General features: G+C 64.9%; 22 protein-coding genes. 19 read left to right on the top strand and 3 right to left on the bottom strand.

Annotated elements, in window-relative coordinates:
• Window positions 1–81: 81 nt before the first annotated feature.
• Both dapA and smpB read left to right on the top strand, forming a co-directional pair.
• Window positions 82–966 carry a 4-hydroxy-tetrahydrodipicolinate synthase gene (gene dapA / locus JIP62_RS02095; protein WP_201103303.1) on the top strand — a complete coding sequence of 295 codons (885 nt, stop codon included), beginning with the start codon at window positions 82–84 and terminating at the stop codon, window positions 964–966.
• A complete protein-coding gene (smpB, locus tag JIP62_RS02090; protein ID WP_201103302.1) occupies window positions 966–1,436 on the top strand; it encodes an SsrA-binding protein SmpB in 471 nt (156 codons plus the stop codon). Before dapA ends, smpB begins: the two co-directional genes overlap by 1 nt.
• A gap of 4 nt (window positions 1,437–1,440) precedes the next feature.
• On the opposite strand, the gene JIP62_RS02085 is transcribed toward smpB, so the two are convergent.
• From JIP62_RS02085 to JIP62_RS02075, 3 genes are all read right to left on the bottom strand, one after another.
• Window positions 1,441–1,632 carry a hypothetical protein gene (locus JIP62_RS02085; protein WP_201103301.1) on the bottom strand — a complete coding sequence of 64 codons (192 nt, stop codon included), beginning with the start codon at window positions 1,630–1,632 and terminating at the stop codon, window positions 1,441–1,443.
• Between the two features lie 112 nt (window positions 1,633–1,744).
• Window positions 1,745–2,377, bottom strand: a complete 633-nt coding sequence (locus JIP62_RS02080) for a uracil-DNA glycosylase (RefSeq protein WP_201103300.1) — start codon at window positions 2,375–2,377, stop codon at window positions 1,745–1,747.
• Window positions 2,374–2,955 carry a LabA-like NYN domain-containing protein gene (locus JIP62_RS02075; RefSeq protein WP_201103299.1) on the bottom strand — a complete coding sequence of 194 codons (582 nt, stop codon included), beginning with the start codon at window positions 2,953–2,955 and terminating at the stop codon, window positions 2,374–2,376. Before JIP62_RS02075 ends, JIP62_RS02080 begins: the two co-directional genes overlap by 4 nt.
• Here JIP62_RS02075 and folK point away from each other — a divergent pair.
• From folK to JIP62_RS01990, 17 genes are all read left to right on the top strand, one after another.
• A complete protein-coding gene (gene folK, locus JIP62_RS02070; RefSeq protein WP_230974824.1) occupies window positions 2,954–3,517 on the top strand; it encodes a 2-amino-4-hydroxy-6-hydroxymethyldihydropteridine diphosphokinase in 564 nt (187 codons plus the stop codon). The genes JIP62_RS02075 and folK overlap by 2 nt on opposite strands.
• 93 nt (window positions 3,518–3,610) lie before the next feature.
• Window positions 3,611–3,970: a DNA-directed RNA polymerase subunit omega gene (gene rpoZ / locus JIP62_RS02065; RefSeq protein ID WP_201103298.1), complete on the top strand. Its 360-nt coding sequence runs from the start codon at window positions 3,611–3,613 to the stop codon at window positions 3,968–3,970.
• Window positions 3,971–4,167: 197 nt separating this feature from the next.
• Window positions 4,168–6,234, top strand: a complete 2,067-nt coding sequence (locus tag JIP62_RS02060) for a RelA/SpoT family protein (RefSeq protein ID WP_230974925.1) — start codon at window positions 4,168–4,170, stop codon at window positions 6,232–6,234.
• Window positions 6,235–6,287: 53 nt separating this feature from the next.
• Entirely contained in the window at window positions 6,288–6,875 is a 588-nt protein-coding gene (pyrE, locus tag JIP62_RS02055; protein ID WP_201103297.1) for an orotate phosphoribosyltransferase, read from the top strand.
• Window positions 6,876–6,879: 4 nt separating this feature from the next.
• Window positions 6,880–7,641 carry a pyridoxine 5'-phosphate synthase gene (locus tag JIP62_RS02050; RefSeq protein ID WP_201103296.1) on the top strand — a complete coding sequence of 254 codons (762 nt, stop codon included), beginning with the start codon at window positions 6,880–6,882 and terminating at the stop codon, window positions 7,639–7,641.
• A complete protein-coding gene (gene acpS / locus JIP62_RS02045) occupies window positions 7,638–8,039 on the top strand; it encodes a holo-ACP synthase (protein WP_201103295.1) in 402 nt (133 codons plus the stop codon). The genes JIP62_RS02050 and acpS overlap by 4 nt, the downstream gene beginning before the upstream one ends.
• Window positions 8,040–8,367: 328 nt before the next feature.
• Complete coding sequence (lepB, locus tag JIP62_RS02040; protein WP_230974924.1) at window positions 8,368–9,288, top strand: signal peptidase I; 921 nt, start codon at window positions 8,368–8,370, stop codon at window positions 9,286–9,288.
• A complete protein-coding gene (gene rnc / locus JIP62_RS02035; protein ID WP_201103293.1) occupies window positions 9,288–10,004 on the top strand; it encodes a ribonuclease III in 717 nt (238 codons plus the stop codon). Before lepB ends, rnc begins: the two co-directional genes overlap by 1 nt.
• Window positions 10,001–10,954 (top strand): GTPase Era, encoded by a 954-nt coding sequence (era, locus tag JIP62_RS02030; RefSeq protein WP_201103292.1) that lies wholly within the window; start codon window positions 10,001–10,003, stop codon window positions 10,952–10,954. The genes rnc and era overlap by 4 nt, the downstream gene beginning before the upstream one ends.
• Before the next feature lie 4 nt (window positions 10,955–10,958).
• Window positions 10,959–12,176, top strand: coding sequence for a serine hydrolase domain-containing protein (locus JIP62_RS02025; RefSeq protein WP_201103291.1), 1,218 nt, complete (start codon window positions 10,959–10,961; stop codon window positions 12,174–12,176).
• Window positions 12,177–12,234: 58 nt separating this feature from the next.
• Window positions 12,235–12,705, top strand: a complete 471-nt coding sequence (locus JIP62_RS02020) for a nuclear transport factor 2 family protein (protein ID WP_201103290.1) — start codon at window positions 12,235–12,237, stop codon at window positions 12,703–12,705.
• Window positions 12,705–13,436, top strand: a complete 732-nt coding sequence (gene recO / locus JIP62_RS02015; protein ID WP_201103289.1) for a DNA repair protein RecO — start codon at window positions 12,705–12,707, stop codon at window positions 13,434–13,436. The genes JIP62_RS02020 and recO overlap by 1 nt, the downstream gene beginning before the upstream one ends.
• 70 nt (window positions 13,437–13,506) lie before the next feature.
• Complete coding sequence (parC, locus tag JIP62_RS02010; RefSeq protein ID WP_201103288.1) at window positions 13,507–15,708, top strand: DNA topoisomerase IV subunit A; 2,202 nt, start codon at window positions 13,507–13,509, stop codon at window positions 15,706–15,708.
• Between the two features lie 86 nt (window positions 15,709–15,794).
• Complete coding sequence (locus JIP62_RS02005; protein ID WP_230974823.1) at window positions 15,795–16,127, top strand: FtsB family cell division protein; 333 nt, start codon at window positions 15,795–15,797, stop codon at window positions 16,125–16,127.
• A gap of 123 nt (window positions 16,128–16,250) precedes the next feature.
• Window positions 16,251–17,276, top strand: a complete 1,026-nt coding sequence (gene pdhA / locus JIP62_RS02000; protein WP_201103287.1) for a pyruvate dehydrogenase (acetyl-transferring) E1 component subunit alpha — start codon at window positions 16,251–16,253, stop codon at window positions 17,274–17,276.
• 3 nt (window positions 17,277–17,279) lie between these two features.
• The gene (locus JIP62_RS01995) at window positions 17,280–18,695 is read left to right on the top strand and encodes a pyruvate dehydrogenase complex E1 component subunit beta (RefSeq protein WP_201103286.1); all 1,416 of its coding nucleotides are present in this window, start codon (window positions 17,280–17,282) and stop codon (window positions 18,693–18,695) included.
• Window positions 18,695–19,129 (top strand): VOC family protein, encoded by a 435-nt coding sequence (locus tag JIP62_RS01990; protein WP_201103285.1) that lies wholly within the window; start codon window positions 18,695–18,697, stop codon window positions 19,127–19,129. The genes JIP62_RS01995 and JIP62_RS01990 overlap by 1 nt, the downstream gene beginning before the upstream one ends.

The raw sequence follows: 19,129 nt of genomic DNA, 5'->3' as shown, positions 1-19,129 counted from the left end.
CGTCGCGGCCGGCAACCTACCCTCTGTCGCTTCGTTTCAGGCGCCCGTCGCCGTCATCCCCACTCAAGGACCATCGTCCCCATGACCGCCCCCTTGTTCAAGGGCGTGATCACCGCTCTGATCACACCACTTCGTGACGGAAACGTGGACACGGCCGCATTCGAGCGCCTGCTGGAACGCCAAATCGCGGCGGGGGTTCACGGCGTCGTGCCCGTGGGGACGACGGGCGAGAGCGCGACCCTGCACCCGCAGGAGCATCAGGCCGTGGTCGAGCAGTGTGTGCGCATTGCGGCGGGCCGGATTCGGGTCATCGCCGGGGCCGGGGCATCGGCAACCGACAAGGCCATCGACATGGTGCGCCATGCCAAGGCCGTGGGTGCGGATGGTGCCTTGGTCGTCACCCCCTATTACAACCGGCCCTCGCAGGAGGGTCTGGCCCTGCACTATGAGGCGATTGCGGACGCCGTGCAGCTGCCGGTGCTGCTTTACAATGTGCCCGGTCGGACCGGTGTCGATCTGGCCAACGAGACGGCGGCGCGCCTGGCTGCACACCCGAACGTCGTCGGAATCAAGGACGCCACGGGTGACATGACCAGGGTCAGCTGGATGCGAGCGAACATCGCCCGTCAGTTCGACCTGATTTCGGGGGATGACGGCAGTTTCCTGGGGTATCTGGCTCATGGTGGCCACGGCGTCATTTCGGTGACGTCGAATGTCGCCCCAGAGGGCATGGTGGCGCTCTATGATGCGGTGATGGCGGGCGATCTGGAGACCGCTCGTCTCTGGCAGGATCGGCTGATTGCCCTGCACAAGGCGCTATTCCTGGACAACTCCCCCTCGCCGACCAAATACGCGCTTTCGAAACTGGGCCTGTGCGCAGAGGACGTGCGCCTGCCACTGGCACCGACCGCCGCGTCGGCCCGGCCGCACATCGATCGCGCGATGAGCGACGCAGGGATCGTCTGATGGCTGCAGCCGCTTCCAAACCCAGGACCATCGCCGAAAACCGCCGGGCCCGCTTCGACTATTTCCTGCAGGACAATGTCGAGGCCGGCCTCGTGCTGATGGGCACCGAGATCAAGGCCCTGCGTGACGGCAGGGCGAACATTGCCGAGAGTTATGCGGCGGTGGAGGGGCGCGAGATCGTCCTGATCAATGCCGATATTCCGCCCTACAAACAGGCAAACCGCTTCAATCACGAAGCGCGGCGACCGCGTAAGCTGCTGTTGCACAGAAAGCAGATCGACCGCCTGATCGGTGCCGTTCAGCGCGACGGCCAGACTATTATTCCCGTGCGCCTTTACTTGAATGAGGCCGGCAAGGCCAAGATCGAGATCGCCCTGGCCAAGGGCAAGAAGAATCACGACAAGCGCGAAGCGACCGCCGAACGCGACTGGCAACGGGACAAGGCCCGCCTGATGCGCGACAAGGGCTGAAAAATCAGCTGACCGGCTGGGCTTCCAGCACGCCGCCGGGTGCCGTCATCGAGAACTCCTGGCCATAGATGCCCAGCGATGGCCCGGCGAACCGGTCCATGGCGACCCCGCCGGCCGCCAGGGCCAGGGCCCCGATCAGGGCATAGACCGCGACCTTGCGTTCGCCTGCCGAAAACACGTTGTTCGAGTTGCGCATGACAGCCTCCATCCGTCCGATCAACACGGACGAACCGGGGCGGTTCCGGGGGAATCGCGGACAAAAATCCAGCCTCTGATTCGTGTGGCACGAGAGCCACGCCGCCCCGGGCTCAGCCTTCGATCAGGACTCGCGCACGCTCGAATATCTCGCGGAACATCGTCGGCGTCAGGCGGCCTGTGTTCGTGTTCAGGCGCGAACAGTGATAGCTGTTCAGCAGGACATAGTCGCCGACGCGCGCCTCCACGCCATGACCGGGCGGTGCAGCCGAGCCTGCAAATCCCAGGGTTTTCAGAACATTGCGGCGCGATACATCGCCCAGCGTGACAATGACCTTCAGCCGCGGGAGCGCAGCGATCCGGGCTTTGAGGAACGGTCGGCACGTCGCTTCCTCGACCGGCAGCGGCTTGTTTCCTGGCGGGGCACAGCGAACGGCGTTGGTGACCATGCAGTCGATCAGTGCCAGATCGTCATCAGGCCGGGCCTCATAGCTTCCCCGCGCAAAGCCCGTGGCCTTCAAGGTTTCGTACAAGAGCATTCCGGCATGGTCGCCGGTGAAGGGGCGTCCGGTCCGGTTGGCACCGGTCCGTCCGGGAGCCAGACCGGCAACCAGCAGACGCGCGTCCGGATCACCGAACGAAGGGGCGGGGCCATTGAACCAGTCAGGGTGCTGGCGGGCATTCTCCGCCCGGTAGGCCACCAGGCGCGGGCACAGCGGACAATCGTGGGGCGGTTCAGGCGTCATGCCGGGCGCTCGATTTCAAAGTTTCGTGCCGATGGCGCGGCCGGTGCCGGACGTGGACGGCTGATGTCGGGCAGAAGGTCATTCAACTCGACAAAGACGTCAGCCTGTCGCCGCAGTTCGTCTGCGATCTGGGGCGGTTGAGTGCGAGTGGTAGAGATCACGGTGACGCGCACGCCCTTGGCCTGGATGGCCTGGACCAGGCGCCGAAAATCCCCATCGCCCGAGAACAGCACCATGTGGTCGACGTGGGGCGCAAACTCCAGCATGTCGACAGCCAGCTCGATATCCATATTGCCTTTGGTCTTGGTGTGACCCTGGGCATCGGTGAACCGTTTGACCGGCTTGGTCACAACGGTGAAGCCGTTGTAGTCCAGCCAGTCGACCAGCGGCTTCAGCGCCGAGAACTCTTCGCCCTCGATCACCGCCGTGTAATAGAAGGCGCGGACAAGAATGGCCTTTTGGCGGAAGGTGTCCAGCAGCTTTCGGAAGTCCAGATCGGCGTTCAGGCTGCGGGCGGCGGAATACAGATTGGCTCCGTCTATGAACAGGGCGATCCGTTCGGTCGGATGAAAATGCATGACCAGTGATCCGTCAAATATGGAAGGCTCGATGCCGATCGAACAGGATTCGGACATCGATCTGAATCAGGCCGTCTTCGTCGCCCTCGGCTGCAATGACAAGGGGCCCTGGCCCGATGCGCGGGCGCTGCTTGAAGCCGCCCTCGCACGATTTCGTCCCGAAGGCATTGATGTCATCGCGCGTTCCAGCTGGTGGTCTTCGGCGGCATGGCCCGATCCTTCCGCGCCCCCGTTCCTGAATGGGGTGGTCATGGTCCGCACCGCACACGACCCCCACGCCCTGATGTGGTCGCTCGGCCGGATCGAAGACGCCTTCGGTCGTCGCAGATCGGTTCTCAATGCACCCCGTACGCTCGACCTGGACCTGATCGCCTTTGGTCGCCTGGTCGGCGATCTCGACGGGCTGATCCTGCCTCACCCGCGCGCCGCGCAGCGACGCTTCGTCATGGGCCCGCTGGCGCAGATCGCGCCCGAATGGGTGCATCCGGCCGAGGGCCAGACGGCACGGGGTCTGGCCGATCGCGCATCGGTCGGCGTGGATGCGTGTCCCTGTCCCTGGTGATTTGGCCATCAGAGGCGTTTGACTGTCACCGCATTGCACAATCGGGCGCAAGCCTGTAGTTTGCGCGGTTCTCCCCCCCGGCTTGAGGATTCCATGGCACGCGTCACTGTCGAAGACTGCATCGAAAAGGTGCCGAACCGGTTCGGCCTGGTTCTGTTGGCGGGCAACCGCGCGCGGGCCATTGCCAACGGTGCCGCCCTGAATGTTGACCGGGACAACGACAAGAACCCGGTCGTGGCCCTGCGCGAGCTGGCCGAGGATGCTGTCGGTCCTGACGATCTTCGCGAGACGATCATCACCAACCTGCAGCGTGTCGACGAGCGTACCGAGGCTGAGGATGAAGCCGAAGTCGTCGCGCTGCTGGCCGAGCCGCAGCACATGAACATGGCTGAGGCCGAGCTAATCCGCGCGCTGCAAAGCGACCGCGACGGTGGACAGGAGGAGCGGTACTGACGGCGGAACCCGCCAACGGTATCACTATCCTCCCGGCGCGGAGCGAGCCGCCCGCGCCGACCCCGAAGGCCGCCAATCGCAACGATCCGTTGCCGAAGAAGGCGCCAATCCTTCGTCAGTTCGAGTTGATCGAAGCGGTCAAGGCCTACGATCCCACGGCGGACGAGGCCTTGCTCAACCGCGCCTACGTCTATGCCATGAAGATGCATGGCTCCCAGCTGCGTGCGTCGGGCGATCCCTATTTTGCCCATCCGATCCAGGTGGCCGGCATCCTGACCGATTACCGGCTGGACACGGCCTCGATCGTGACCGCCCTGTTGCACGACGTCGTCGAGGACACGTCCGCCACGCGTGACGACATCGCCTCCATGTTCGGCGAGGAAATCGCGGTTCTGGTCGAAGGGGTCACCAAGCTCAGTCGGCTTGAGCTGCAGGCCGAGCATACGCGGCAGGCCGAAAACCTGCGCAAATTCATCCTGGCCATCTCAAAGGACGTTCGCGTCCTGCTGGTGAAGCTGGCCGACCGCCTGCACAACATGCGGACCCTGCAATACGTCAAGCCTGAGAAGCGCGAGCGCATCAGCCGCGAGACGCTGGAGGTCTATGCACCGCTGGGCCGCTCCATCGGCATTCACTCGATCGCCTCCGAGCTGGAAGAGCTGGCGTTCGAGCATCTGAACCCTACGGCCCGCACGGCCATCGAACGCCGGCTGGAAGCGCTGAAGCTGGAACACGGCCGCCAGATGGACACCGTCGCCCGCGAGGTCGAGCGGACCCTGGCGGAGGCCGGCGTGCGGGCTCGCGTCTTCGGACGGCAGAAGACGCCCTATTCGATCTGGCGCAAGCTGCAGCGGAAGTCGGTCGGCTTTTCGTCTCTGTCGGACATCTACGGCTTCCGCGTGCTGGTTCAGGCAGAGGACGATTGCTATCGCGCCCTCGGTGTCATCCACCGCGCCTGGCCGATGGTGCCGGAGCGGTTCAAGGATTTCATCTCGACGCCCAAGTCGAACAACTATCGCTCGCTGCACACCACCGTGGTCGGTCCCTCGGGACTGAGGGTCGAGATGCAGATCCGGACCGAGGCGATGGATCGCGTGGCCGAAGACGGGGTCGCGGCACACTGGCGCTACAAGGACGAATCCTACGGCTTCGACCGAGCGGCGATGAAGGCGGATGGCGGGCGTGACCCCCTGCAGAACCTGCGTCATCTGGTACAGGTGATCGAGAACGGGGAGGGAGGCGACGACTGGGTCGAGCACGCCAAGCTCGAAATGTTCCTGGATCAGGTCTTTGTCTTTACGCCCAAGGGCAGCCTGATCACCCTGCCGCGCGGGGCGATGGCCCTGGATTTCGCCTATGCCGTCCACACCGAGGTTGGCGATACGGCCGTGGGGGTCAAGATCAACGGCGAACTCAAGCCGATGCGGACCCAGTTGCAAAACGGCGACGTGATCGAGATCGTGCGCGGCACCAAGCGACAGGCCCCCGCAGATTGGCGATCCCTGACGGTGACGGGCCGCGCCCGGTCCGCGATCCGGCGCCATATCCGCAGCAATGAGCGCGGTGAGTTCATCCGCCTGGGCCGCGCGACCCTGGAACAGACGCTCTCGCGCGCTGGGAAGGCCCTGAAGGACGTCGTCCTGACTTCGGTTCTGGAGACCTTGGCCTTTCCGACGGAAGACGATCTCTATGAGGCGGTCGGGCGGGGACGCCTGTCACCGGTCAAGGTCGCCGAAACGCTGTTCCCGGCACTCAAGGGTCAGATCTCGGTCGGGGGCGAGCGCAAACGCATCGTCGACGAACAGGCGCGTCTCTATGTTCACGGCAGCGGCCTGACAGCGGGCATCAGCATCCATTTTGGTGCCTGTTGCACGCCGCTTCCCGGCGATCGGATCGTCGGCATTCTGGAGCCGGACCGTGGCTTGACGGTCCACACCATCGATTGCCAGCGCTTGGCCGACTACGCCGACGACGACTCCGTCTGGCAGGATCTGCAGTGGACGCCGGAAGCCGAACGGGGGGCTGTCGCCTCGGCCCGCATCCGCGCGACCATTCAGAACGCACCAGGCGTGCTGGGTCAGGTCACCACCCAGATAGGCGAGGCGGGCGGAAACATCCTGAACCTGGTGATGAGCCACCGGCAGCAGGACTTCTTCGATGTCGACATCGACGTCGAGGTGAAGGACGCCAAGCATGCGACGGCGATCATGGCGGCTCTCCGTGCCAACCCTTCGGTTGATACGGCGGAACGTCGCAAGGGCTGACCCTTCCGCCCTAGCCCCTTGCCCCTCGGCTCGGCACGGCTTAGGTCGCGATCATGAACACCGATGACGTCCTGAACGAGTTCCGCGCTGCGGGTGCCCTGCGGGAGGGGCATTTCATCCTGTCGTCGGGACTGCACAGCCCCGTCTTTCTGCAGAAAAACCTGGTCTTCATGGACGCCGCCCGCTGCGCGCGCCTGTGCCAGGCGCTGGCGGACAAGATCGTCGCTGCTGTCGGTGCGGTCGATGTGGCCATCTCCCCGGCGGTGGGCGGCATCATTCCCGGTTATGAGACCGCGCGGCATCTGGGCGTGCCCTCCATGTACGTCGAGCGCGAGGGCGGGACCTTCAAATTGCGCCGAGGATTTTCGCTGGAGCCCGGCCAGAAGGTCGTGATGGTCGAGGACATCGTCACGACCGGCCTGTCCTCGCGCGAATGTATCGCGGCCATTCGAGAGGCCGGTGGCGATGTCGTTGCTGCGGCCTGTATCGTTGATCGCTCGGGCGGCCGTGCCGATGTGGGTGTACCCCTGATTGCCCTGGCGACCATGGACGTGCCCGCCTATCCCGCCGATGCCATGCCAGCGGAACTGGCGGCATTGCCGGTTGAAGACCCGGGCAGCCGTCGTCTGGCCAAGGTCTGAGCGGATGTCCGAGCGGATCCGTCTGGGCGTCAACATCGACCACGTTGCGACGGTTCGGAACGCGCGCGGTGGCCTTTATCCGGATCCGGTGCGTGCGGCACAGGAGGCGATCGCAGCCGGCGCAGATGGCATCACGGCCCATCTTCGCGAGGACCGTCGGCATATCTCGGACGCCGACATCGATTCGCTTTCGGCCGTGCTTCGCGACCAGGCTCGCCCCCTGAACCTGGAAATGGCTGTCACCCAGGAGATGCTGGCGATCGCCCTGCATCACCGCCCCGCCGCAGTGTGCCTGGTTCCGGAGAAGCGCGAGGAGCGGACCACTGAAGGCGGACTGGACGTTGTGGGCGGCCACAACTGGATCACGCCCTTCGTCGGCCGCCTCAAGAATGCCGGGTCGCGGGTCTCGCTCTTCATCGGGCCGGATCCGCACCAGGTCGAGGCTGCTGCCCGAACGGGGGCGGCTGTGGTCGAGCTGCACACGGGATCCTTCTGTGATGCCGTGCGCGACCGCCGACTGGACGCGGCAGCTGCTGATCTGGAAGCATTGCGTGCGGCGGCAGCACAGGCTCATGGCCTGGGGCTGGAGGTCCACGCCGGACACGGGATCGACTATGACACCGTCGCGCCGATCGCTGCGATTCCGCAGGTCATGGAACTCAACATCGGCCACTTCCTGATCGGCGAGGCCATCTTCGTAGGCTTGGGACCGGCCATCTCGAAAATGCGCGAACTGATGGACCGGGCGCGCGGAGCCATGGCGTGATCATCGGCGTCGGCGCCGACCTTTGCGATATCCGCCGCATCCAGAACTCGCTCGATCGGTTTGGAGACCGGTTCAAGCTGCGCTGCTTTACGGCTCTGGAGCGCGCGCGATCGGACCGAAAGCCCGACGCCGCCTGGAGCTATGCCAAACGGTTCGCCGCCAAGGAGGCGTGCGCGAAGGCCCTGGGCACCGGCATGCGCAAGGATGTCTACTGGCGCGACATGGGCGTTGTGAACCTGCCCAGTGGCCAGCCGACCCTGGCTCTGACCGGACATGCCGCTGAACACCTGGCACGGCTGACGCCAGCCGGTCACGAACCGCGGATACATCTGACGCTCAGCGACGAACACCCCTATGCACTCGCCTTCGTGGTGATCGAAGCCTTGCCCGTCGATTAATCACGCTATACCCGTTTCACGTCAAAGACCGCGTCAGCGGCTGGGGGATCCGAGTCACATGAGCGAAGAGCAAAAGCAGCCCGCCGATCACGCCGTCGATACGCCGTCGACGAGCGCTGAACCGCCGCTGGAGACCCACGCCGATGTCCCGCACGAAGATGCGGGCCTGACGTCCGAGCCTGCCTCGTCCCTGCCGGTCGAGCATCACCCCGTGCGCGAGCTTGAGGCCGAAGCCCCGCGTGAGGTCGCACCCTCGCACGAAGAGCCTCCCGCGGCCGAGCCGGTCGCTTCACTTCCCGAGCCGGACCCCACGCCTGTCGCCCCGCCTATGGGCACCGTCGACGTTTATCAGCCCGAGGCCGCCGCCTCGGCTGCCGCGGTCGCTGCGGCCGGCACCACAGCCGCGTCGAACGGCAAGCGTCCGGTTTGGAGCGATCAGGGTGATGCCCCCTTCGAGGATGCCGACACCGCCCCGGTCTATGCCCGCAAGGGCAAAAAGGGGTCCAAGGGTGGTTCTGACGGCAATGAGTTTGTCGAGATCGTGAAGACGGTCGTCTTCGCCCTGCTGATCGCGCTGGTCCTGCGTGTCGTGCTGTTCCAGCCGTTCACCATTCCGTCGGCCTCGATGGAGCCCAACCTCTATGAGGGCGACTATATCGTGGTCTCCAAGTGGAGCTACGGCTACTCCAAGCACGCCATTCCGTTCAGCCCGCCGCTGTTCGAGGGCCGCATCTTCGACAATGCGCCGGAGCGGGGCGACATCGCGGTCTTCAAACTGCCGCGTGACAACAAGACCGACTACATCAAGCGCGTGATCGGCGTTCCCGGCGATCAGATCCAGATGATCAACAACGTCCTGCACATCAACGGCACGCCGGTTCAGGACGTCGTGGTGGGGCAGGCCGAACTGGCTGACGTCTTTGGTCCGCGCAACGTCACCCAGCTGACCGAGACCCTGCCGAACGGCAAGACCTTCGCGATTCAGGACTTTGGTCCGGGCTTCCCGCTGGACGACACGCCCGTGTTCGAGGTTCCGGCCGGCCACTACTTCATGATGGGCGACAACCGCGACAACTCGATCGACAGCCGCGAGCAGTCGGCCTCGGGTGTGGGCCTGGTCCCGGCCGAGAATCTGGTGGGCAAGGCAGAGATCATCCTGTTCTCCTGGTCGCCGGGCGCCTCGCTCTGGAACCCGATCAGCTGGTTCTCGAAGGTCCGCCCCAGCCGGTTCTTCAACGTTCTGGACTGATGGCCAACGCGCGAGCCGAGGCTATCGCCGCGCTCGTGCGTCGGCTGGATCACAGCTTCTCCGATCCCGCCTTGCTGGAGCAGGCCCTGACCCATCCCAGCGTAGGCGAGGGGAGTGGCCGCGATCCGTCGGGGCGGGTCGTGGTCGACAACCAGCGGCTGGAGTTTCTGGGCGACCGGGTGCTGGGCCTGCTGGTGGCTGAACGGTTGATGGCCGACTATCAGACGGCCAACGAGGGCGAGATGTCCTCGCGGCTGCATGCGCTGGTGGACAAGTCCGCCTGCGCGCGGGTCGCCGAAAAACTGGGCGTCGGTCCGGCGCTGCGGTTGTCGCCGGGAGAGAGCAAGCAGGGCGGCCGTCGCCGAGAGGGCGTCCTGGGCGACGCCATGGAGGCCATCCTGGCAGCCGTCTATCTGGATGGCGGGTATCAGGCCGTGCGGACGGTCTTCGATCGGGCCTGGGCCGACGAACTGGCCGCGCCGCCTTCGCGCAGCTTGGCCAATCCCAAATCGGCGCTCCAGGAATGGGCGCTGGGTCGAGGCCTGCCCCTGCCCAGCTACCGGATCGCGGGGCGGGTGGGGTCGGATCATGCGCCCACATTCACCGTAGAAGTCGCAATCGGCAGCCTGACCCCCTTGACCGCCGAGGGCCGATCACGTCAGGACGCAGAGAAAGCTGCCGCGACCGCGCTGCTGAAACGTGAAGGCGTCATTTGACCGATCCTGCAACTTCCGGACAGAGCGCCGGTTTCGCCGCCATCATCGGCGCACCGAACGCTGGCAAGTCGACGCTGGTCAACCGCCTGACGGGGTCCAAGGTCTCGATCGTCACCCAGAAGGTGCAGACCACGCGCTTTCCGGTTCGCGGCATTGCCATGTCGGGATCAGCCCAGATCGTCCTGGTCGATACGCCCGGTATCTTCACGCCGCGCCGACGCCTGGATCGAGCCATGGTCGCCTCGGCCTGGGGCGGCGCGGAAGACGCCGATGTGGTCGTGCATCTGATCGATGCGGCCTCGCACATTGCGGCAGAGGGCCGGGACGGGACACCCGCTGACCGTCGCTCGGCCGAGGACACCGAGACCATCATCGCCAATCTCAAAGCCACCGGCACCCAGGTCATTCTGGTGCTGAACAAGATCGATGGCATGCGCCGCGACGGCCTGCTGGCTTTGTCTCAGACCTTGTTCGAGAGCGGCGTCTATTCCGAGGTCTATATGATTTCGGCGGCGACCGGCGACGGCGTCGATGACCTCAAACAGCGGCTGGCGCGCTCCATGCCGCCGGGCCCCTGGCTCTATCCTGAGGATCAGAGCGCCGATGTGCCGATCCGTGTACTCGCGGCCGAAATCACTCGGGAAAAAGTCTATCTGCGCGTCCATGAGGAGCTGCCCTATTCGGCGGCGGTCGAGACCACGGCCTTTGACGAGCGCCCCGACGGCTCGGCGCGGATCGAACAGACCATCTATGTCGAGCGCGAGAGCCAACGGCCGATCGTGCTGGGCAAGGGCGGCCAGACGTTGAAGTGGATCGGTCAGAAATCACGCGAGGAACTGACCGAGCTGCTCGAGCGACCGATCCACCTTTTCCTGACGGTCAAGGTCGACCCCAAGTGGCAGGACAGCCGGGCCCTGTACGCGCAGTTCGGCCTCGATTTCGACGTCTGAGCCGGTGTTTCGCGTTCCTGATCGTGCGTCGGCCTTTCCGTGGCTGATCACCACCCTGGCTGTCATTGCCCTGCTGGTCGCCGTCGGTATTGCAGCGGTTCGCACGTCCACACCGGCGCCGCCGCCGCTGGCGGAGCAGCCGGTTCGCCCCCCCGTGGTCGTCGTCGAGGCTCTGCCCCAGCTGGCCGCGCGTCTGCAGCGCGAGGGTGCCGCCGGGCGTTTCAGTGGTGCAGTCCTGGTCGCACGCGGTGACGAGGTAATCTTTCGCCAGGTCTATGGCCAGGCCGAGGGCCGCCCGCTGGAACTGGACTCACGCCTTCGTCTGGCTTCGGTCAGCAAGCAGTTTACGGCAGCCGCCATCTTGAGACTGCAGGACGAGGGTGTCCTTTCGATCGACGATCCTTTGTGCCGCTGGATTCAGCCTTGCCCTGAGGCCTGGGCCCCGATCCAGTTGAAACATCTGCTGGCTCACACCTCTGGCGTACCCGACATGATGGCGCGACCTGGCTGGGGCTTGCAGCGCGTCACGCCGACTGCGCCGGAAAAATTGACTGCTGATTCGATGCTTTACGGCCTTCAGTTCGCGCCCGGCACAAAGCTTCGCTATTCGAATGCTGGCTATAACCTGCTGGCCGATGTGGTGGAGCGTGCGTCGGATAAGCCGTTCCCAGAGTATCTGAGGGCGGCCTTCTTCGATCCGCTTGGCATGGCCGACACCGGGTTTGACGATGGAGGCGACCACGGCATCGTCATGGGCTATGCGGATCTGGCCGGTGGGCGAACGGCCCAGCCCAAGGTCAACCCCAGCATCCTCTACGGATCGGGCGGTCTGTATACGACACTGGACGACATGCTGGTGTGGCAGCGGGCCTTGCATCGCCGCGACCTGCTGACGGCGCAGAGCTATGCCCAGATGATCGCCGACCATGCGCCCGAAACTCAACCTTCGACGGAGCGGGGACGTCCGCGGCGTGATTGGGGTTTCGGCCTGTTCTCGAACACGCTTGGCATGCGCGTCGACCCCCCATTCCTGGATCGCCAGATCTACCACACGGGCAGTTGGTCCGGGTTTCGCAATCTGGTGACCTACCAACCCGACGCCGACATCACGGTGATTGTGCTGTCGAACAATTTTCATCAGGGCCAGTCGGTCTTTCTGATCTCGCAACAGGCCATGGCCGAGGCTTTGGGACGCCCCTTCCCGCAGACCGGGGCCCGGTGATCGGCTCTTTCAGTGCGCTCGCCGACGGCCTAGGCTGGTCGCTCGCCTGGAGTGCCCCATGATCGCCAGCCTGACCGCCATGATCGCCGCATCTGCCCTGTCCCTCTCGGGACCGGAGGAGGATGTAGCCGCCGTTCTGGACCAGCTGAACGTCGCCTCGACCGCAGCCGATGCCGAGGCGTATTTCGGACTGTTCACCCCCGATGCGCGCTTCATCGGCACGGACGCCTCCGAGCGTTGGAGCCTCGATGCATTCCGCGCCTTTGCAGAGCCCTATTTCGCTCAGGGTCGGGGCTGGACCTATACGCCCGTTGCTCGCCACATCACCATTGCCCCGATCCCCTGCCGCTGCATCGCCTGGTTCGATGAGGAGCTGTCCAACGCCAGCTACGGCGTTACGCGCGGCTCGGGCGTGCTGCGCCTGACGGAGAATGGCTGGAAGATCGAGCAGTATGTGCTGTCGTTCGCCATACCCAATGACAAGGCCGACGCCGTCGTCGCCGTCGTTCGCGAGACCCCGGCCCCCTGATGGAGTTTCAGGACGAGGCCTTCGTTCTGTCGGCACGCAGTCATGGCGACACCGGCGTGGTGGTGGATCTGCTGACAAGGTCGCATGGGCGGCGCGCCACCTATGTCGCGGGCGGGGCTTCGCGGCGCATGAAGCCGTTCCTGCAGCCTGGGGCCAGGGTCGAGGCCGCCTTTCGCTCCCGCACGTCCGATCAGCTCGGGTCAGCCCGGCTGGAGCCGGTCGGGGAGGGGCCTTCGGTCCTGTTTGATGATCCCCTGGCCCTGGCGGGGCTGAACGCGGCAGCAGCGGTGGCCCAGGGGGCCTTGCCGGAGCGGGAACCGCACCCCGGTGCCTTCCTCGCCTTCGAGGCCCTGATGTCGGCCTTTGCCATTCCCGCAGTCTGGCCGGCGGTGTTTGTGCGTTTCGAGGCCGGATTGTTGGAAGACCTGGGATTCGGCCTGGACCTGGCCGCCTGTGCTGTCACCGGGGCGATGGACGATCTGGTGTGGGTCAGCCCGCGTACCGGGCGTGCCGTCAGCCGCACGGCCGGGGCCCCCTATGCGGACAAGCTGCTGGTCCTGCCTCCCTTCATGCTGGGGGCCCAGGCAGGACTGGCAGAGGGCGACGTGGGGGCAGGGCTGGAGCTGACGGGGCATTTCATGGAGGCGTTTGTCTTCCACCCTCAGAACCGACCCCTACCGTCAGCGCGCCTGTGGTTGGTCAATCGGCTGGCCGACGCCGGGCGGTTGTAACCTCGCATTTCACCGCGGCCGTGGGTCAACTGGTCTAGACTCAGGCCTCCCGTTCGCCGATTCGCATCTCATGACTGTTCTCGCTCCTCCCCCTGACGGTGGCCGTATCGTCGAAGAGCCGATGTCCGACGCCCTGTCGCGGCGCTATCTGGCCTATGCCCTGTCCACCATCACCAACCGGGCGCTGCCCGACGTGAGGGACGGGTTCAAACCGGTCCATCGGCGCATCCTCTATGCGATGCACGACATGAAGCTGAACCCGCAGGCCGCGGCGCGCAAATGCGCCAAGGTGGTCGGCGAGGTGATGGGTGGGTACCACCCCCATGGCGACGCCTCGATCTATGACGCCCTTGTCCGCCTGGCCCAGGACTTTTCCCAGCGCTATCCGCTGGTCGACGGCCAGGGCAATTTCGGAAACATCGACGGCGATAACGCTGCCGCCATGCGTTACACCGAGTGCAAGCTGACGGCGGCGGCCCAGTTGCTCTTGGAAGGAATCGATCAGGATTCCGTGGACTTCCGTCCGACTTATGACGACCAGGATCAGGAACCAGTCGTTCTGCCTGCCGGCTTTCCGAACCTGTTGGCCAACGGCTCGTCCGGCATCGCGGTCGGCATGGCCACGTCCATTCCGCCCCATAACGTCGGTGAGCTGATCGATGCGTGTCAGGCGTTGATCGCCGACCCGTCCACCTCCACCGAGGTGCTTGCGACCATCGTGCCCGGTCCCGACTTCCCGACGGGTGGCGTCGCCGTCGAAGGGCACGCCTCCATCCTGGAAGCCTATTCCACGGGCCGGGGCGGCGTGCGCCTGCGGGCCCGGTGGGAGGTCGAGGACCTGGGGCGCGGCGTCTGGCGCATCGTCGTCACCGAGATGCCCTATCAGGTCGGCAAGTCCAAGCTGATCGAGGGGCTGGCCGAACTGATCGAACAGAAGAAGGCCCCGCTGCTGGCCGATGTTCGCGATGAATCGGCCGAGGACATCCGCCTGGTGCTCGAGCCCCGCTCGCGCACCATCGAGCCGGATGTTCTGATGGAGAGCCTGTTCAAGCTGTCGGATCTGGAAATCCGGTTCCCGATCAACATGAACGTGCTGGACGCCACCGGGACACCCCGTGTCATGGGATTGAAGGCGTGTCTCCAGGCCTTCCTCGATCACCGGCGCGAGGTGCTGGTGCGTCGCTCGCAATGGCGGATCGAACGCGTCGAAAAGCGGCTGCACCTGCTGGAAGGCCTGCGGATCGTCTTCCTGAACCTGGACGAGGTGATCCGGATCGTTCGCGAGGAGGAGCAGCCGAAGGCAGTCTTGATCGCTCGTTTCGGCCTGACCGAAGTCCAGGCCGACTTCATCCTCGACACCCGGCTGCGCCAGCTGGCGCGCCTCGAGGAGATGACGATCGAAAAGGAGTTCAATGCCCTCTCTGAGGAACTTGCGACCCTGAAGTCATTGTCCTCGTCGCCGGACAAACAGTGGAAGGCGATTTCCAAGGAACTGGATGCCGTTCGCAAGGCGCTTGTGTCGCCGCGCCGTACGACCATCGCCGAAGCGGTCGATACCTCGGCTATCGCTTCGATCGAGGCCTATCTGCCGCGCGAGGCGATCACTGTCATCCTGTCGGAGCGCGGCTGGATCCGCGCCACCAAAGGCAAGGTCGAGGATCCTTCGGAGCTGAAGTTCAAGGAAGGCGACAGTCTGGGATGGTTGGTACCGGCCTATACGACGGACAAGCTGCTGATCGGGGCCTCGGACGGGCGCGTGTTCACGATCGGGGCCGACCGGCTGGCATCCGGGCGCGGTCACGGCGAGCCGCTGCGGTTGATGATCGATCTGGATGAAAAGGCCGAGATCGTGGGCGTGATGACCCATGTGCCCGGTGGCAAGCTCCTGGTCGCTTCGAAGGACGGCTATGGCTTCATTGCCCCTGAAGATGACACCCTGGCCCAGAAGCGGGGCGGCAAACAGGTGCTGAACGGCACCATGCTGTCCATCCAGCGCGCCACGGGCGACCACGTCGCCACCATCGGAGAGAACATCAAGGCGTTGATCTTCCCCTTAGCCGAACTGCCCGAAATGGGCCGGGGCAAGGGTGTGCGACTGCAGATGTTCAAACAGGGCGGGCTGGCCGACATCACGGTGTTCGAGGCTGCGCACGGCCCAGAATGGGTGGACGGCGGCGGTCGCCGGCGCAACTGGCCGGACTGGAAGGACTGGCTGGGCAAACGCGCTCAGTCCGGACGCCAGGGTCCGCGCGGCCTGCGCAAGTTTCGCTAGGGTTATCCACGGCCAAGCTACTTTTCATTAGGCATTTTCAGGCACGGAAGATGAACCGTGTTTCACGCTCAGAAGGAGCGTCCTGAGTGCTTGATCGGATGAAGCCTTACGCCCTGTGCGTCTTCCTCTTTCTGCTTGTCGGACATTTCGGCATCCAGGCTCTGACCGGCCCGCGCGGTCTGCTGAGTGGTGGAGATCGCGCCGCCCTGCTGGCCCAGCGTGAACGCGATCTGGAGGCCCTGGTGGCCGAGCGGGCGGACCTTGAAGTCCGCATCCGCTATCTGCGCAACGACAGCCTTTCGCGCGACCTGCTGGAAGAGCGTGCCCGGGCCGTGCTCGGGTTTGCGGACCCCCGCGACTATGTCATCCCCGTCTCGCGCCCTGCGACACCGGAACCTGTCGCTCCCCAGGCGTCTTGAACTATTGTTACAGCCCCACGGGGCCGCTTTGCCTTTCGGGAAGGAAGGCTGCTAGAGCCTGCGTTCCGTAACGATAAGAAGCACCTGGCCGTTGGGGTCGGGGCTCAAGCCGGGAGACGCCGGATGGCGAGAGCCGCCGCTCAAAAGGCCGCACAGAAAGCTGCGAAGATTCCCAACGCGCCCCAGGCCTCGAAAGAGGATTTGCTGCGCTTTTACCGCGAGATGGTCCTGATCCGCCGCTTCGAGGAGCGCGCAGGCCAGCTGTACGGGATGGGACTGATCGGGGGCTTCTGCCACCTGTATATCGGCCAGGAAGCCGTCGCCGTCGGCGTTCAGGAATCCGTCCGTCAGGGCCACGACAAGATCATCACCGGCTATCGCGACCACGGCCATATGCTGTGCGCGGGCATGGACCCGAAGGAAGTCATGGCCGAGCTGACCGGCCGCATCGGCGGGTCGTCCAAAGGCAAGGGCGGGTCGATGCACATGTTCGACACCGCCACCGGCTTCTATGGCGGTCACGGCATCGTGGGGGCCCAGGTGGCCCTGGGCACCGGTCTGGCCTTTGCCGGTCACTATCGCGGCGACGATTCGGTTGCGTTTATTTATTTCGGCGATGGCGCGGCCAACCAGGGCCAGGTCTATGAGAGCTTCAACATGGCCCAGCTGTGGAAGCTGCCGGCCATCTACATCATCGAGAACAACCAGTACGCCATGGGCACGAGCATCGAACGCTCGTCGTCCACGACCGAGCTGAGCGAGCGGGGATCCAGCTTCGGCATTCCGGGCGAACAGGTCGACGGCATGGACGTGCTAGCGGTCCGCGACGCGGTGGCCCGTGCGGTCAAGCGCGCTCGCGAGGGCGGCGGCCCCTTCATCCTGGAGATGAAGACCTATCGCTATCGCGGCCACTCCATGAGCGACCCGGCCAAATACCGCGCCAAGGAAGAGGTGGACGAGGTCAAGCAGACCCGCGACCCGATCGATCACGTCAAGGCCCTGCTGGCCGAGGCCAAGGCCACGGAAGACGAGATCAAGGCGATCGATGCCGAGGTGAAGGCCATCGTGGCCGAGGCCGTGCAGTTCGCCCAGGAAAGCCCGGAGCCGGACCCGTCCGAGCTCTATACCGACGTCTATGTGGAGGCCTGAGCTTTGACCGACATCCTGATGCCGGCGCTGTCCCCCACGATGGAAGAGGGCACGCTGACCAAATGGCACATCAAGGCGGGCGACACGGTCAAGGCCGGGGACGTCATCGCCGAGATCGAGACCGACAAGGCGACCATGGAGGTCGAGGCCGTCGACGAGGGCGAGGTGCTTGAAATCCTCGTCGCTGAAGGGTCCGAGGGCGTGAAGGTCAACACCCCGATCGCCCGCCTGGCGGGTGAGGACGGCGCGGCGAATTCGACGACGAAATCCGGGGAATCCGGAGACAGTGCAGCAGCGACTTCGGCGACGACCGGGAATACGGCGACTTCGGAGACCGCGGCTGCTGCCGAGGGCAAGACCGGCGACCCCGAGAAGGCCTCGACCCAGGTCGCCGGGCCCAAGGTCGAGTTGCGCGATCCGGAAATCCCCGCCGACGCCAAGCTGGTCAAGACGACCATCCGCGACGCCCTGCGCGACGCCATGGCTGAAGAGATGCGCCGGGACGAGGCCGTCTTCCTGATCGGCGAGGAAGTGGCCCAGTATCAGGGGGCCTATAAGGTCAGCCGCGAGCTGCTGCAGGAGTTCGGAGCCAAGCGGGTCGTCGACACGCCGATCACCGAGCACGGCTTTGCCGGCCTGGGTGTCGGGGCGGCCATGTCGGGCCTGAAGCCGATCGTCGAGTTCATGACGTTTAACTTCGCCATGCAGGCCATCGACCACATCATCAATTCGGCGGCCAAGACCCTGTATATGTCGGGCGGTCAGATCCGGGCGCCCATCGTGTTCCGCGGCCCGAACGGTGCCGCCAGCCGCGTGGCCGCCCAGCACAGTCAGGACTATTCGGCCTGGTACGCCCAAGTGCCGGGTCTGAAAGTCATTGCCCCCTATGACGCCGCCGATGCCAAGGGTCTGCTGAAAGCCGCCATCCGAGATCCGAACCCGGTCGTCTTCCTCGAACATGAGATGATGTACGGCCTGGAGTTCGATGTGCCCGAGGTCGAGGACTATGTCCTGCCGATCGGCAAGGCCAAGGTCCGCCGCGAGGGCACCGACGTCACCATCACGGCCCACAGCCGCATGGTCGGCTTCGCCCTTCAGGCCGCCGAGAAGCTGGAGCAGGAAGGGATCTCTGCCGAGGTCGTCGATCTGCGGACCCTGCGACCGCTGGACCACGAGACGATCGTCGAAAGCGTCAAGAAGACCAGCCGTCTGGTCTCGGCCGAGGAAGGCTGGGGCCCCATGGGCGTCGGCGCCGAGGTCGTGGCCCGCGTCATCGAGCATGCCTTCGACTATCTGGATGCCCCGCCGCTCCGCGTGCACCAGGAAGACGTGCCTCTGCCCTATGCCGCCAATCTGGAAGCCCTGTCCCTGCCCGGCGTCGACAAGATCGTGGCGGCCGTGAAGGCGGTCGTCGCCTGATGGCCAATGTGCTGAAAGGCGCGCGCGGGGCCGTCAATCACCTGACGCTCAGCGTGTCGGACCTCGCAGCCTGTGAGGCGGCCTTCTACACGCCTGTCCTGACCGAGCTCGGCTATGAAAAGGTCGAGGAGCATCCCGGCCAGTTCACCGTCTGGTTCAATGCCGCAGCCGTGTCCGCCATAAGCCTGAGTCAAGCCGAACGCAGCCATGACGGCCCCTATGACCGGTACCGGCCGGGCTTTCATCACTTCGCTTTCTGGGCCGACAGTCCCGCCGACGTGGATGCCTTTCACGACAAGCTGATCGGATGGAGCATCCCCGTTCTAGACGCCCCTAAGGCCTATCCGCAGTACGGCCCCGGTTACTACGCCGTCTTCTTCGCCGATCCGGACGGTCTTAAGTTCGAACTCACCTATCAGACGATCGAGGCCTGA

The sequence above is a fragment of the Brevundimonas vitisensis genome (assembly GCF_016656965.1).
Lineage (GTDB): Bacteria > Pseudomonadota > Alphaproteobacteria > Caulobacterales > Caulobacteraceae > Brevundimonas > Brevundimonas vitisensis.
This window is presented reverse-complemented; position numbering and strand designations above follow the sequence as displayed.

What these genes read in the sequence shown, in the direction of transcription:
- pyrE (WP_201103297.1), top strand. Translation starts at nt 6,288, where the DNA reads ATGAACACCGATGACGTCCTGAACGAGTTCCGCGCTGCGGGTGCCCTG.
- JIP62_RS02085 (WP_201103301.1), bottom strand. Translation starts at nt 1,632, where the DNA reads ATGCGCAACTCGAACAACGTGTTTTCGGCAGGCGAACGCAAGGTCGCG.
- JIP62_RS02080 (WP_201103300.1), bottom strand. Translation starts at nt 2,377, where the DNA reads ATGACGCCTGAACCGCCCCACGATTGTCCGCTGTGCCCGCGCCTGGTG.
- recO (WP_201103289.1), top strand. Translation starts at nt 12,705, where the DNA reads ATGGAGTTTCAGGACGAGGCCTTCGTTCTGTCGGCACGCAGTCATGGC.
- pdhA (WP_201103287.1), top strand. Translation starts at nt 16,251, where the DNA reads ATGGCGAGAGCCGCCGCTCAAAAGGCCGCACAGAAAGCTGCGAAGATT.
- JIP62_RS01990 (WP_201103285.1), top strand. Translation starts at nt 18,695, where the DNA reads ATGGCCAATGTGCTGAAAGGCGCGCGCGGGGCCGTCAATCACCTGACG.
- JIP62_RS02020 (WP_201103290.1), top strand. Translation starts at nt 12,235, where the DNA reads ATGATCGCCAGCCTGACCGCCATGATCGCCGCATCTGCCCTGTCCCTC.
- smpB (WP_201103302.1), top strand. Translation starts at nt 966, where the DNA reads ATGGCTGCAGCCGCTTCCAAACCCAGGACCATCGCCGAAAACCGCCGG.
- rpoZ (WP_201103298.1), top strand. Translation starts at nt 3,611, where the DNA reads ATGGCACGCGTCACTGTCGAAGACTGCATCGAAAAGGTGCCGAACCGG.
- JIP62_RS02060 (WP_230974925.1), top strand. Translation starts at nt 4,168, where the DNA reads ATGAAGATGCATGGCTCCCAGCTGCGTGCGTCGGGCGATCCCTATTTT.
- JIP62_RS02050 (WP_201103296.1), top strand. Translation starts at nt 6,880, where the DNA reads ATGTCCGAGCGGATCCGTCTGGGCGTCAACATCGACCACGTTGCGACG.
- JIP62_RS02075 (WP_201103299.1), bottom strand. Translation starts at nt 2,955, where the DNA reads ATGCATTTTCATCCGACCGAACGGATCGCCCTGTTCATAGACGGAGCC.
- folK (WP_230974824.1), top strand. Translation starts at nt 2,954, where the DNA reads ATGACCAGTGATCCGTCAAATATGGAAGGCTCGATGCCGATCGAACAG.
- parC (WP_201103288.1), top strand. Translation starts at nt 13,507, where the DNA reads ATGACTGTTCTCGCTCCTCCCCCTGACGGTGGCCGTATCGTCGAAGAG.
- dapA (WP_201103303.1), top strand. Translation starts at nt 82, where the DNA reads ATGACCGCCCCCTTGTTCAAGGGCGTGATCACCGCTCTGATCACACCA.
- lepB (WP_230974924.1), top strand. Translation starts at nt 8,368, where the DNA reads ATGGGCACCGTCGACGTTTATCAGCCCGAGGCCGCCGCCTCGGCTGCC.
- rnc (WP_201103293.1), top strand. Translation starts at nt 9,288, where the DNA reads ATGGCCAACGCGCGAGCCGAGGCTATCGCCGCGCTCGTGCGTCGGCTG.